The following is a 13,179-nucleotide window of genomic DNA, read 5'->3' as shown; positions in this document are numbered from 1 at the left end:
CGTGTTGCGCTGCTTTCCTGCTGCTCAACGGTGCATTTCAGCGCGATGCCGCGTCTTGCCCCGCCGCCTTGGCTACCGGAATGGCGCCATAACGTGCACTCAATTCAGCATAGGCCGGTTCATGCTTGAAACGCTTGAGTTCAGCGCCGAAGCGTTGCACGAGCAAATCCATGCCGGCCCTGCGCCGTACCGCCAGGTATTGGCTCTGGCGGCTGACGACCACTGGATTCTCGGTGATCTGGTCGCCGAGTCGCAGCTCATTGAGCACATGCCGGCCAACCCGGCGATCGGTGATGAGCAGGTCGATCCGACCCAGCTGCAGTTTGCCGAAGTTGGCTTCATGGGTGGGGGCCGTTTCGCGCTTGAACCGTGTCGACTCTCGGAACGCCTGACTATACAGGTAACCGGGCGAGGTGCCGATGGTCAGGCCGTCCAAATCATCGAGCGTACGAAAAGGATGGGGGCGGGCATTGGCGTAGAACATGACGAACTCCACGTCCGATAGCGGTTCGCTGGGGTAAAGCAGCAGGGCATCGCGCTCATCGCTCTGGAAGATGTCCAGCGCGCCGTCCGCCAGCCCCTGCTCAAGCATGGCCAGGCAGCGTTTCCACGGCAGCAGTTGCCATTCCACATCGATGCCCAGGCGCTTGAAGACAATGGCCGTGGTTTCATAATCCAGGCCAAGGATCTTGCCGTTTTCCTCGTAGACATAGGGTGCCCAGGGTTCAGTGACGATGCGCAACTTCTCGGCCTGGGCAGTGAAGCTCAGGCACAAGAGAAGGAGGATTGTCGTCAGCTGGGCGAATACAGGCATGACCGGAGGTTACGACGAGAGCCTGTCAAATAGCTAGAGCGCTCTGGCACGCGGGCTGGGTGTGCTCGGTTTGCACAGGCGAAAAAAAAGACCCTGGTTGTCCCAGGGCCTTTGTGTACCGTACATCAGGCTGGGCTCAACGCGGCAGCTTGAGGTTGTTCCATACCGCGAGGCTAGGCTCGGCCTGGTTCAGGGTATAGAAGTGCAGCCCCGGTGCGCCGCCCTGCAGCAAGCGTTCACACATTTGCGTGATGACCTCTTCACCGAAGCGCTGGATGCTGGCCGTGTCGTCGCCGTAGGCTTCCAGTTGCTTGCGGATCCAGCGCGGGATTTCCGCGCCGCAGGCGTCAGAGAAACGCGCCAGTTTGCTGTAGTTGGTGATTGGCATGATTCCCGGCACCACAGGAATGTCCACGCCCATCTGGCGAACCCGCTCGACGAAATAGAAATAGCTGTCGGCGTTGAAGAAGTACTGGGTGATGGCGCTGTTGGCGCCGGCGTTGGCCTTGCGAACGAAATTGCGCAGGTCATCTTCAAAATTGCGCGCCTGCGGATGCATCTCCGGATAGGCGGCGATTTCAATGTGGAAGTGCTCGCCGGTTTCTTCGCGAATGAATTCAACCAGTTCATTGGCGTGGCGCAGCTCTCCGCTGGCCATGCCCATGCCCGACGGCAAGTCGCCGCGCAGGGCTACGATGCGCTTGATTCCTGCAGCCTTGTATTGGGTCAGCAGGCTGCGCAGGTCGTCCTTGCTGTCGCCCACGCAAGACAGATGCGGAGCGGCCGGGACTTTGACTTCGCTTTCGAGCTGCAACACGGTGTTCATCGTGCGGTCGCGGGTCGAACCGCCGGCGCCGTAGGTGCAGGAGAAAAAATCAGGGTTGTAGCTTGCCAACTGGCGGGCAGTGGCGATCAGCTTTTCATGCCCAGCATCGGTCTTCGTCGGGAAGAACTCGAAGCTGTAGCGACGGTCTTGGGACATGGTCATATCCTTGGAAACTCGTAGGCTTGGAGCCGTGCGCAACACAATGTGGGAGCGGGCTTGCTCGCGAAAGCGGTTCATCATTCGGCATTGATGCGCCTGGAGTTCCGTCTTCGCGAGCAAGCCCGCTCCCACAAGGAGAGCAGGCGACGCCGATCAGTAGCGGTAAGCGTGCGGCTTGAACGGGCCTTCGACGCTAACGCCGATGTAGTCAGCCTGTTGCTTGGTCAGCTGGGTGACCACGCCGCCGAAGCCGCGGACCATTTCCAGGGCCACTTCTTCGTCGAGTTTCTTCGGCAGCACTTCCACGGTCAGGCGCTCGGCTTTCTGGGCCGGCGACAGGTCGGCGTATTTCTGGCCGAACAGGAAGATCTGGGCCAGGACCTGGTTGGCGAACGAGCCGTCCATGATGCGGCTTGGGTGGCCGGTGGCGTTGCCCAGGTTGACCAGGCGGCCTTCGGCCAGCAGGATCAGGTAGTCGTCGTTCTGTGGGTCGAAGCTGCCAGCGCCGGTGCGGTGCACCTTGTGGACCTGTGGCTTGACTTCTTCCCATGCCCAGTTCTTGCGCATGAAAGCGGTGTCGATTTCATTGTCGAAGTGACCGATGTTGCAGACCACGGCGCGCTTCTTCAGGGCCTTGAGCATGTTGGCATCGCAGACATTGACGTTACCGGTGGTGGTCACGATCAGGTCGATCTTGCCCAGCAGTGCCTTGTCGATGCTGCCTTCGGTGCCGTCGTTGATCCCGTCGATGAACGGCGAAACCAGTTCGAAACCGTCCATGCAGGCTTGCATTGCACAGATCGGGTCGACTTCCGATACCTTGACGATCATGCCTTCCTGGCGCAGGGACTGGGCCGAGCCCTTGCCCACGTCACCGTAGCCGATCACCAGGGCCTGCTTGCCGGACAGCAAGTGGTCGGTGCCGCGCTTGATGGCATCGTTGAGGCTGTGACGGCAGCCGTACTTGTTGTCGTTCTTGCTCTTGGTCACCGAGTCGTTGACGTTGATGGCCGGGATCTTCAGCTCGCCCTTGGCCAGCATGTCCAGCAAGCGGTGTACGCCAGTGGTGGTTTCTTCGGTCACGCCGTGGACCTTGTCCAGCACGGCCGGGTATTTCTTGTGCAGCAGCTCGGTCAGGTCGCCACCGTCGTCAAGAATCATGTTGGTGTCCCACGGCTGGCCATCCTTGAGGATGGTCTGCTCCAGGCACCACTCGTACTCTTGTTCAGTCTCGCCTTTCCAGGCGAAGACCGGGATGCCGGCAGCAGCGATGGCGGCAGCGGCCTGGTCCTGGGTCGAGAAAATGTTGCAGGACGACCAGCGAACTTCGGCACCCAGGGCAACCAGGGTCTCGATCAGCACGGCGGTCTGGATGGTCATGTGGATGCAGCCGAGGATCTTGGCGCCTTTCAATGGCTGTTCGCCAGAGTACTTGCGACGCAGACCCATCAGGGCTGGCATTTCGGATTCGGCGATGATGATTTCGCGACGGCCCCAGGCAGCCAGGGACATGTCGGCGACTTTGTAGTCGGAAAAAGCAGCAGGCGTGATTACAGCGCTCATGAAGAGCCTCCATTCGTAATGTATGCGAATGGGCGCCGTTGTGCGTTTAGTGCCTGTGCGGACAAACCCGTACAAGCAACGCCCCATCCGAGCCTGACAGGTCGAGCCTGCTGCAGCGCCCCTCGGACAGGTGGCGGGACCGGTCCAAAGGGTGGACCGGATAAAGCGGTGGCGATTATAACGGGCTAATCGGATCTTCCAAAGGGTTTCCGTCGGCAAATCAAAATTGCCGATGATCGTTATAGGTGCCGCAGCGTAGAGCGTATCTGCCCGGTCTGCCATGATGCGGACATTCATCGGCCGGACGCGCAGGAGTGATCATGAATTTCCATACCCGCAAATGGGTCAAGCCCGAAGACCTCAACCCCAATGGCACGCTGTTCGGCGGCAGCCTGTTGCGCTGGATCGACGAGGAAGCGGCCATTTACGCCATCGTCCAGCTGGGTAACCAGCGTGTGGTGACCAAGTACATCTCAGAGATCAATTTCGTCAGCGCTTCGCGCCAGGGCGACATCATCGAACTGGGCATCACCGCCACCGAGTTCGGTCGCACCTCCATCACCCTGACCTGTGAAGTCCGTAACAAGATCACCCGCAAAAGCATCCTGACGGTGGAAAAAATGGTTTTCGTCAATCTCGGCGAAGACGGCTTGCCCGCGCCCCATGGCCGGACCGAGATCAAGTACGTCAAGGACCAGTTCAAGGACGATGCCGTCGAGTGAGGTCGGCGGCGTGCCGTTCGCGAGCAGGCGGTATGCCTCTCATTTGCTGGCACCACTGAACAGCTCCTGACGCCGTGTGTCGTAGGTACATCACGCCACCGGTTCAGGAGCTGTATGGACACTCAAAAAGACGGCAAGACCCCTGATCTCTCAGCAGAGGAACAGCACGAGGTCGACCGCAACCAGCCGCCCCGGGCGGCGGTATTGCATGAAATCATCCGCACCCAGGGCGACCAGGAGTTGGAGCGCAGCGTGGCGGCGCTGTGGTGGTCGGCCCTGGCAGCCGGGTTGACCATGGGGTTGTCGTTGATGGCGATGGGGTTGCTCAACTCTCGGTTGCCGGATCACGAAGGTTTCAAGGTGATCGCCAGTCTCGGCTATTGCGCGGGCTTCCTGGCGGTGATCCTCGCACGCCAGCAACTGTTCACCGAAAACACGCTGACCGCTGTGCTCCCGATCATGAGCAAACCAACCTTGGGCAATTTTGGCCGGTTGTTCCGGTTATGGGGCGTGGTCTTGGTGGGCAACCTGTGCGGCACGTTGCTGGTGGCCTACGTGATGCTGCACCTGCCGATTTTCGACCAGCGCACCGACCTGGCCTTCCTGGATATCGGTCGCAAGGTGATGGAAAACGACACCGGCCAGATGTTCGCCAAGGGCATCATTTCCGGCTGGATGATCGCCACGATGGTCTGGATGATCCCGTCCATGGAAAGCGCCAAGATGTGGATCATCGTAATGATCACTTACCTCATGGCGCTTGGGGATTTCACCCACATCGTCGTCGGCTCGGCCGAAGTGTCTTACCTGGTGTTTGCCGGCCAGCTGTCCTGGGAGGACTTCTGGATGGTGTTTGCCGTGCCAACCTTGGCGGGGAACATCATCGGTGGCAGTTTCATCTTCGCCCTGATCAGCCACGCGCAGGTGCGCAGCGAAACCAATACACCCCTCAGTCGGCAAAGCCTGCCACGGCGTCCAGGCGACGCTGCCGAAAAATAAAATAAAGGGCGGTCGATACGGTCAGCCCGCCGACCAGGGCGCCGGTCCATGGCAGATCGGCGAGGTCGGCACCGCTGGCGACGACCAGCCCGCCGATCCAGGCACCGGCGGCGTTGCCGAGGTTGAAGGCGCTCTGGTTCAGGGTCGAGCCGAGATTGGGGGCCTCGTGGGCCTGGTCAATGATCAGCAATTGCAGGATCGGGCACAGTGCAAAGGCGAAAACGCCCCATAGCACCAGAGTGATCGCTGCCGGAACCACCGATCGGCTGGTCTGGCTAAAGGCGGCGAGCACCAGCACCACGGCCAGCGCCATGCCCACCAGGGACGGCAATAGGCGCCGGTCCGCCAGGCGTCCACCGAGGAAACTGCCCGCTGTCAGGCCGACCCCGAAAAGCAACAACATGACGGTGACGCCATGAGGGCTGACGCCGGTGATGTCCTGCAGGATCGGCGCGATGTAGGTGAATACGCTGAACAGGCTGGTGGAGGCCAGTACACTCATGCCCAGGGCCAGTAACACGCTGGCCTTGCCCAGCACCTTGAACTCACTGGCGAGGTTGGCCTTGTCCATGGGGATTTCCTTGGGCAGCCAGACCCACTGGGCGATGGCTGCAATCACACCGATCACCGATACCGCCCAGAACGTCGATCGCCAGCCGGCGTATTGGCCCAAGGCCGTACCCAGCGGCACGCCCAGGACATTCGCCAGGGTCAGGCCGGTGAACATCATCGCGATGGCCTGGGCCCGTTTGTTCGGCGCCACCAAACCGGCCGCCACCACCGAGCCAATACCAAAAAACGCGCCGTGGCATAAGGCGGTAATGACCCGGGCTGCCATGAGCGTGGTGTAGTTCGGCGCCAGGGCGCAGAGCACATTGCCGAGAATGAACATAAGGGTCATGCCCAACAGCGTGGCCTTGCGCGGCATGTTCGCGGTGCCGATCGCCAGGATCGGCGCGCCAAATACCACGCCCAAGGCATAACCGGTGATCAGCAGCCCCGCGTGAGGGATACTTACCGCCAGGTCTCGGGCGACGTCGGGCAGCAGGCCCATGATGACAAATTCAGTCGTGCCGATGCCGAAAGCGGCAACGGCCAAAGCAAGCAAGGCGAGTGGCATGCGCAAGGTCTCTGTCTATAGTCTTGACGCTCTGATCAGGCATACGCATGCCGACGCTTTGGTTCGAGCGAACGGGGGCGGCAGCAGAATTATTGGAATTGATCTATGCGCAACTGAGTGCGGCGTGGTCGAGTGCAGTATAAACAGCTGCTACTGGATCGCGAGTCAATTCTACAGGCGCAATGTAAGGTGGTGACCGTGCCGGGGCTGGCGGTCGGTTGCGGGGGCCAGGTTCAGCTACGCTCTGGTGTCATGGGCGATGCGGCTGGGTTCGATCGCCGAAGCGACGGCGCTGCCCAGGATCAGTGCAAACCGCGCTGCGCTCTTCGGGCTGCGTCACCGCAAAGAACCTTTCGGCCGGTCGCGACTCTTAGCCTGCGGGCTGGTGCTGGTTGGCATGCTGGTAATAACTCCTGAGACGCTTGCCCTCGATTCTCTAAAATCAAATAAGGAAAATGCGGTATGACGGTTGCCCTGTGGTGTGTTTTGATCGCTTTCCTCCTGCCTTACCTGTGTATCGGCATCGCCAAGGCAGGCGGGAAATATAGGCTGCAAGATAACCACGATCCCCGGGACTTTCTCGATTCACTCGAAGGCGCTCCCCGGCGAGCCTACGCCGCGCAGCTGAACAGCTTCGAGATCTCCCCGTTCTTTGCCGCCGCCGTGATCGTCGCCCACCTGGCCGGCAATGCCGAACTGGTGACCATCAACGTGCTGGCGGTGCTGTTTATCACCAGCCGCCTGCTGTACATCATTTGCTATTTGGCGGACTGGGCGATCCTGCGTTCGCTGGTGTGGTTCGTGGGGGTGGGATTGGTCCTGAGTTTCTTCTTTGTTTCGGCCTGAGCCTGACTACTGAATATTTGAGATTTGTGCGGGCCTCTTCGCGAGCATGCTCGCTGAAGGGCCCGCCAATTCAGCTCATTCGTCAATGATTGGCGCTGATTGCATTCGCCACCTGCGGCACCTGAGGCAGCGGCATGCCCTTGGGCCACAGCATCCAGATCTGGCCTTGTTGCTTCATGTCCCCGGCCAGTTGCCCGGCGGCGTCGCCCGTTCCCCAGAACAGGTCAGCCCGCACTTCGCCGGCAATCGCCCCGCCGGTGTCCTGGGCGGCGACGGGGCGGTTCAAGGCGCTGCCGTCCGGGCGAGTCGTGGATAGCCACAACAGGCTGCCCAGGGGAATCACCTTGCGGTCAACCGCCACGCTGTACCCTGCGGTGAGTGGGACGTTCAACGAGCCTCTCGGGCCTTCGTTGCTGTCGGGGTTGCGGTTGAAGAATACATAACTCGGATTGCTCGCCAGCAGTTCGGGAATACGGTTCGGGTTGGCCTTGGCCCAGGCACTGATGGTGCCCATGGTCACGTCTTCCTTCTTCAGCTCACCCTGCTCGACCAGCCAGCGGCCAATGGGGCGATACGGATGGCCGTTCTGGTCGGCATAGCCGATGCGCAGTTGGCGACCATCGTCGAGGCGAATGCGTCCCGAACCCTGGATCTGCAGGAATTGCAGGTTCATCGGGTCCGTCAGCCAGGCGATGACAGGCGCCTTCACGCCGTTGTTTTCGATGGTGGCCGCGTCGTCGTAGGGCTTGAGCACGCGGCCTTCAAGGCGGCCACGCAGGCGTTTGCCCTTGAGCTCAGGGTAAATGCTGTCCAGCGACACGATGATCATGTCTTCCGGAACGCCATAGACCGGCACATTGGCAGTGGCGGTCTGTGTGAGACTGCCGGGGTATACCGGTTCGTAGTAGCCGGTGATCAGGCCGTTGGGGCTGTTGTCCCCCGAGCGCAAACCATAGACGTCCAGGGTTCGCCTGAGAAAGTCGCGCACTGCCTGTGGGGTCTGCGACACATTGGCTGCCGCCGCACAGGTTGGGCCCCAGGTCGCGTCGGCCTTGAGTCGGGTGCACGCGCTGCGCCATGAGCCGAAGCCGGCCAGCAAGTCCTCATCGGACACCGAAGGCAATGCTTCCCAGGGAGCGCTGACATAAGTGGCGAGGGCATGGGTCTTGGGCTCTTCGACCTTTTCACCGCGATTGCAGCCGGCCAGCAGTGCGATCAACGGCAGGGTCAACGCCAGGCGTTTGTGCCATGGCTTGAAGCGGCTATTCATGAAGATGTCCTTTGCAGTCGTTGAGTGCCTTCGCGCGCTCGACAACCCGTATTGTTGATAGGGCCATTGGTCTTTTCTGACGACCCCGGGGATACTAACGGCCATTTCCTGCCCCGAGGCAAAGATGTTTGTAAGACGATTTTCCATGGCCGTGCTGGCCTGCCTGGTGTTATCCGGCTGCGGTGGTGTGGATCCCAACTCCCCCCTCGGCCAACGCAAGGCTATTTTCAAACAGATGCTCAAGACCAACGAAGAGTTGGGCGGCATGCTGCGTGGACGTGTTCCGTTCGACGGCGCGCGTTTCGCCGACGGCGCGGTCAAGCTGGACCAACTGTCTCGCGAGCCCTGGAAGCACTTCCCGCCGGTTCGTGAAGAAGACCATACCAGCGCCACGGATGAGGTCTGGCAAAAACAGGCACGCTTCCAGGAGATGGCCCGCAATCTTGAGACCGCTACCGCTGAGTTGGTGACGATCAGCAAGGTCCAGCCCTACAGGGCCAGCCAGTTGGGACCGGCGGTGCAAAAGGTCGAAGACGCCTGCAGTGCCTGCCACAAGGAATTTCGGGATTACTGAATGAAAACAGCCGCAAGGGTGGAGCTTATTTGTCCAACTCATCCACCGCTTCCTGCAATTCCTTGCGGGAAGCTGCCAGTTTGTCCTTGCGCTTGTTGATCCGTTCAGCGTCGCCTTTTTTCATGGCTTTTTCCAGGTCGGCCTGGCGTCGACTCACCTCGTGCTTGGCCTCGAGCACCTTGTTTTCCCGCTCCTTGCGCAAGGACGCGTCCGTGCAATGGGTGGTGACTTCGTTCAGCGCTGTCTCGAGGCCGGCTTGCTGGTCCGGGTTGCCTCGCGACTTGGCCAGTTCGATCTGATTGATGATGCCCTGGCGCTTTGCCGCGCAACCGGTCAGTTCCGGGGGCTGCTCAGTCGCCATCAAAGGCGTAGCCATGACGCCACACAAGGCGAGCAGGGCAACGGGGGACAGGAAATTCATAGCAACTCCGTATAAAGACTTGCGGGCGGTCTGTGTCGATGCGCTGTTGGAACGCGTTTCCGCCCTTTGGGTTCAACCGCCCCAGGATGATTTAAAAACCGTCGATCCCAGCGGTGTGTAGTGTTTCTCTCAAGGCCAGCACCTGCGGGTCGCGAAAAAAAGCGCTCAGTTGCGCCGCGCGTCCCGGCCCGATACCGGCTTCGGCTTGCCATTGTTCGGTGCTGCGCTCGGCCAACGCCTGCCACGATCCACCCAGCCTGGCCTGCGCTGTAGGCGGCAGGCCAAGGGCCTTGAGCCACAGGTGAAAGGGCCGCTGCCGGGCGCTGCCCAGGCTGGCAAGCAGGCGGGCGCTGCTGCGTTCTCCGAAACCGGCAATGTTAGCAAGCTCGGCGGCATCGAGGGTCAACCAATCCAGTAATCCGTCGAGTCGACCGGCGGCCAGCAGCTTTTCCCAAGTCCCAGGGCCAACATGGGGGAGGGCGAGACCGTGCTTGCCGCTGAGCCAGTTCAGTCGCGCCAGAAACTGGCTTTCGCAACCGGGCGTGGGTTGCCAGCAACTCAGCAGATGGTGGTCGGCTACTGCGGGCGCGTTGACTGCTTGGCGTTCGAGGCTGCGAAGCACGACTCCATCGAGGCGCGGAATGGTCAAGCCGGCCAGGCTGATGGCGACCCGATCGCCGGGGCGAATGTCCATCTCTTCCCAGCGCTTGAGCGAGCTGACGCTTACACGGCGAATCCACCGGTCGTCGAGCCGGATGCGTTCAAGTTCCAGGACGGGCGTGATACGCCCAGTGCGACCGATCTTGAAGTTCACCTGGCGTACTTCGGCCATGGCTTGGGCATACGGATATTTCCAGGCGACGCTCCAGAACGGCGCCCGGGCCTTCCAGCGATCGGCGGGAGGACGACGACTCTGGCGTAGAACGATTCCGTCGCTGGCAAACGGCAGCGGGGTGCGATACCAGTGGTCGCGCCACCGCTCGGCATCGGCCAGGCCCCGGACAGGTTGGTTGTAGTCGAGGGTGTCAGCGAAGCCCAGCTCACCCAGCGCAACCATTCGGTCGGTCAGGGTGTCTGGCCCCTCTGGCCATTCCCACACAAACAGGCCTATATAGATCCCGTCTTGCGTCGTCAGGTTGGTACGTGCCATCAGGCCCGCCATGGTCCCGCGGGCGTTCATGCTGCCGCGGTCGGCCTGGACGTGGCCCTCCTGGCGCCAGTACAACTCCCCCTGGACGACCAGGTCCATGGCTTGGCGCAGCCGTTGCGGGATGGCGCGAATCTTTCGCGCGTTAACGGTCCAGTCATGCCCCAGTACCCCATCGCCGCGACTGATCGCCTGGTACAGGTGGCCCTTTCGATACACCAGCGTCACCGCCACGCCATCGACTTTCGGTTGGGCCCAGACCTCATCGCGACGGTGCAGCCAAGCACCGACGGCCTCGGCATCCTTCAGTTTTTCCAGGCCCGTATGGACGACAGGGTGGCGCACCGTTCCGCCCGCTGAGCGCAGGGGATCATCGATTGTCGGAAGATTGAAGCAGCCGCGCCAATGGCTCAACTGCGTGCGGGATTGATCGTAGAGTTCGTCGGCCACCTGGGATTGGCCGATGCGGTGATAGCTGTCGTCCCAGATATCGATTTGTTGCTGCAGCGCGGTGATCTCTGCGCGCGCACGTTCCGTGGGCCAGTCGGGACAAGGCGCGGCCATTGCGGGTATGGCGATGAATAAAAGACAGGCGAGTGCGTACAAAAACGGTGGCATCGAAGCATCCTTGCTCGGTTGAGTCCCTGAAGGCTAGCCACTGTGCGAAAAGATGCGAGACCCAGAGGGTTACCGGGTTTTGCGAAACCTGAAGGCGAAGTGCGGACGGTACAGTCCAAGGCGATTTGGTTGCACAACTGTCCCTTGAACACGTCGTTGGCCGGTGCAGAATGGACGCTCGATCCGATATGCCAGGAGTGCAACCGATGGACCTGACGACACTCGCTGTCTTCATCCCGGCCTGCTTTGCGCTAAACATGGCGCCAGGCCCGAACAACCTGCTGTCCATCAGCAATGCCTCGCGTTATGGCTTTGTCAGAGCGTGCAGCGGCGGTATCGGTCGACTGCTGGCATTTGCAATCATGATTACCTTGGCAGCGGTGGGGCTGACCGCCGTGTTGCACACCTCGGAATTGTTATTCCTGTGCATCAAGCTGGTTGGTGCCGGCTATCTGTTTTATCTCGCCGTGCAGTTGTGGCGTGCGCAGCCCGAGTCCGGGGGCGAGGCGGCGACCGTTTCCATGAGCATGGCCAGCCTGGCGCGCCAGGAGTTCCTGGTGGCGATCGGCAATCCCAAGGCGATTCTGTTGTTTACCGCTTTCTTGCCGCAGTTCGTTGATCGTGCGGGCACCGTCACCCAACAGTTCGCCGTATTGGGCGGGCTGTTCCTGGCCCTGGAGTGCGTGGCGATCGGCTTGTACTGCTATATGGGAATTTATGCGCGGCGACTGTTTGCACGGCCAAGCGGCAAGCGCTTGTTCAATCGGATGTGTGCGGGGCTGTTGGCGAGCGCGGCTTCGTTCTTGTTGGTGGCGCGGCGAACGTAGCAGCACCTCTCGCCATAAAGGCGAAAAAAAGCCCCTGGCGACTCTGCATCGCCAGGGGCTTTTTCATCGCGGCGGGTATTACAGGCCGGCAGCGGCGCGCAGGGCGTCGGCGCGGTCGGTTTTTTCCCAGGTGAACGTGGTGAAGGTGTCGTCGCCCACGGTCTTGGTCTGCGGCGTGCGACCGAAGTGGCCGTAGGCTGCGGTGTCCTGGTACATCGGGTGCAGCAGGTCGAGCATGGTGGTGATCGCGTACGGACGCAGGTCGAACACTTCACGCACCAGCTGGATGATCTTGTCGTCGCCAATCTTGCCGGTGCCGAAGGTATTCAGCGAGATGGACGTAGGCTGGGCGACGCCGATGGCGTAGGACACCTGGATCTCGCAGCGCTCGGCCAGGCCGGCGGCAACGATGTTCTTGGCGACATAACGACCGGCGTAGGCCGCCGAACGGTCAACCTTGGATGGATCCTTGCCGGAGAACGCGCCGCCGCCGTGACGGGCCATGCCGCCGTAGCTGTCGACAATGATCTTGCGGCCGGTCAGGCCGCAGTCGCCGACCGGGCCGCCAATGATGAACTGGCCAGTCGGGTTGATGTGGAACTGGGTGTCCTTGGACAGCAATTCGGCAGGCAGCACGTGCTTGACGATCAGCTCCATCACGCCTTCGCGCAGGTCCTTGTAGGACACTTCCGGGTTGTGCTGGGTCGACAGCACGACGGCGTCGATGCCAACGACCTTGCCGCCTTCGTAGCGGCAGGTCACTTGCGACTTGGCGTCCGGGCGCAGCCAAGGCAGCAGGCCGGATTTGCGAGCCTCGGCCTGGCGCTGGACCAACTGGTGCGAGAAGGTGATCGGGGCCGGCATCAGCACGTCGGTTTCGTTGCTGGCGTAGCCGAACATCAGGCCCTGGTCGCCCGCGCCCTGGTCTTCCGGCTTGGCGCGGTCAACGCCCTGGTTGATGTCCGGGGACTGCTTGCCGATGATGTTCATCACGCCGCAGGTCGCGCCGTCGAAGCCGACGTCGGAGCTGTTGTAGCCGATGCCCAGGATCACATCGCGAACGATCTGTTCCAGGTCGACCCAGGCCGAAGTGGTGACTTCGCCGGCGATGATCGCCACGCCCGTTTTCACCAGAGTCTCGCACGCCACCCGGGCGAACTTGTCTTCAGCAATGATGGCGTCCAGCACCGCATCAGAAATCTGGTCGGCGATTTTGTCCGGATGCCCTTCAGACACGGACTCGGAGGTGAAAAGGGAGTATTCGCTCATCTCG

12 protein-coding genes, 2 pseudogenes and 1 riboswitch are annotated in these 13,179 nt (G+C 61.2%); of the genes and pseudogenes, 6 read left to right on the top strand and 8 right to left on the bottom strand.

The features are described from left to right. Positions 1–5 precede the first annotated feature (5 nt). The 3 genes and pseudogenes from JZ00_RS06960 to ahcY all read right to left on the bottom strand — a co-directional run. Positions 6–814 (bottom strand): annotated as a pseudogene (locus JZ00_RS06960) (substrate-binding periplasmic protein); the annotation flags it as partial. 136 nt (positions 815–950) lie between these two features. Next, the gene (metF, locus tag JZ00_RS06955; RefSeq protein ID WP_039590539.1) at positions 951–1,796 is read right to left on the bottom strand and encodes a methylenetetrahydrofolate reductase [NAD(P)H]; all 846 of its coding nucleotides are present in this window, start codon (positions 1,794–1,796) and stop codon (positions 951–953) included. Positions 1,797–1,952: 156 nt separating this feature from the next. After that, a complete protein-coding gene (gene ahcY / locus JZ00_RS06950; RefSeq protein WP_039590541.1) occupies positions 1,953–3,362 on the bottom strand; it encodes an adenosylhomocysteinase in 1,410 nt (469 codons plus the stop codon). A 23-nt stretch (positions 3,363–3,385) separates the two neighbouring features. Beyond that, positions 3,386–3,492: riboswitch (S-adenosyl-L-homocysteine riboswitch) on the bottom strand. 190 nt (positions 3,493–3,682) lie between these two features. Between ahcY and JZ00_RS06945 the strand changes: the two genes are divergently transcribed. Beyond that, positions 3,683–4,084: an acyl-CoA thioesterase gene (locus JZ00_RS06945; RefSeq protein WP_039590542.1), complete on the top strand. Its 402-nt coding sequence runs from the start codon at positions 3,683–3,685 to the stop codon at positions 4,082–4,084. A gap of 114 nt (positions 4,085–4,198) precedes the next feature. Then, positions 4,199–5,083, top strand: coding sequence for a formate/nitrite transporter family protein (locus JZ00_RS06940; RefSeq protein WP_039590543.1), 885 nt, complete (start codon positions 4,199–4,201; stop codon positions 5,081–5,083). Here JZ00_RS06940 and JZ00_RS06935 read toward each other — a convergent pair. Beyond that, entirely contained in the window at positions 5,034–6,203 is a 1,170-nt protein-coding gene (locus JZ00_RS06935) for an MFS transporter (RefSeq protein ID WP_039590544.1), read from the bottom strand. The two genes, JZ00_RS06940 and JZ00_RS06935, sit on opposite strands and share 50 nt — an antisense overlap. Before the next feature lie 232 nt (positions 6,204–6,435). On the opposite strand from JZ00_RS06935, the pseudogene JZ00_RS30015 reads away from it, so the two are divergent. Together JZ00_RS30015 and JZ00_RS06930 are read left to right on the top strand one after the other, a co-directional pair. Continuing rightward, positions 6,436–6,669: pseudogene (locus JZ00_RS30015) on the top strand (hypothetical protein); the annotation flags it as partial. Continuing rightward, a complete protein-coding gene (locus JZ00_RS06930; protein ID WP_039590545.1) occupies positions 6,666–7,049 on the top strand; it encodes an MAPEG family protein in 384 nt (127 codons plus the stop codon). The pseudogene JZ00_RS30015 and the gene JZ00_RS06930, both read left to right, overlap by 4 nt. An 82-nt stretch (positions 7,050–7,131) precedes the next feature. On the opposite strand, the gene mltA is transcribed toward JZ00_RS06930, so the two are convergent. Continuing rightward, positions 7,132–8,319, bottom strand: a complete 1,188-nt coding sequence (gene mltA / locus JZ00_RS06925) for a murein transglycosylase A (protein ID WP_039590547.1) — start codon at positions 8,317–8,319, stop codon at positions 7,132–7,134. Positions 8,320–8,443: 124 nt separating this feature from the next. Here mltA and JZ00_RS06920 point away from each other — a divergent pair, with 124 nt between their 5' ends. Next, positions 8,444–8,893 (top strand): c-type cytochrome, encoded by a 450-nt coding sequence (locus JZ00_RS06920; RefSeq protein ID WP_039590548.1) that lies wholly within the window; start codon positions 8,444–8,446, stop codon positions 8,891–8,893. Positions 8,894–8,918: 25 nt separating this feature from the next. Here JZ00_RS06920 and JZ00_RS06915 read toward each other — a convergent pair whose 3' ends face one another. Continuing rightward, positions 8,919–9,314, bottom strand: a complete 396-nt coding sequence (locus JZ00_RS06915) for a DUF1090 domain-containing protein (protein WP_039590550.1) — start codon at positions 9,312–9,314, stop codon at positions 8,919–8,921. A gap of 91 nt (positions 9,315–9,405) precedes the next feature. Further along, positions 9,406–11,079, bottom strand: a complete 1,674-nt coding sequence (gene ligB / locus JZ00_RS06910; RefSeq protein ID WP_039590552.1) for an NAD-dependent DNA ligase LigB — start codon at positions 11,077–11,079, stop codon at positions 9,406–9,408. Between the two features lie 206 nt (positions 11,080–11,285). Between ligB and JZ00_RS06905 the strand changes: the two genes are divergently transcribed. After that, on the top strand, positions 11,286–11,906 hold the full coding sequence (locus tag JZ00_RS06905) for a LysE family translocator (protein ID WP_039590554.1): 621 nt from the start codon (positions 11,286–11,288) through the stop codon (positions 11,904–11,906). A gap of 78 nt (positions 11,907–11,984) precedes the next feature. Here the strand turns inward: JZ00_RS06905 and metK are convergent, their stop codons facing one another. Beyond that, positions 11,985–13,175 (bottom strand): methionine adenosyltransferase, encoded by a 1,191-nt coding sequence (metK, locus tag JZ00_RS06900; protein WP_030137860.1) that lies wholly within the window; start codon positions 13,173–13,175, stop codon positions 11,985–11,987. Positions 13,176–13,179: the final 4 nt, after the last annotated feature.

Origin of the sequence: Pseudomonas frederiksbergensis, from assembly GCF_000802155.2 — a bacterium.
Taxonomy (GTDB): domain Bacteria; phylum Pseudomonadota; class Gammaproteobacteria; order Pseudomonadales; family Pseudomonadaceae; genus Aquipseudomonas; species Aquipseudomonas frederiksbergensis_A.
The sequence above is the reverse complement of the archived record's forward strand: the minus strand, read 5'-3'. Positions and strand labels throughout refer to the sequence as shown.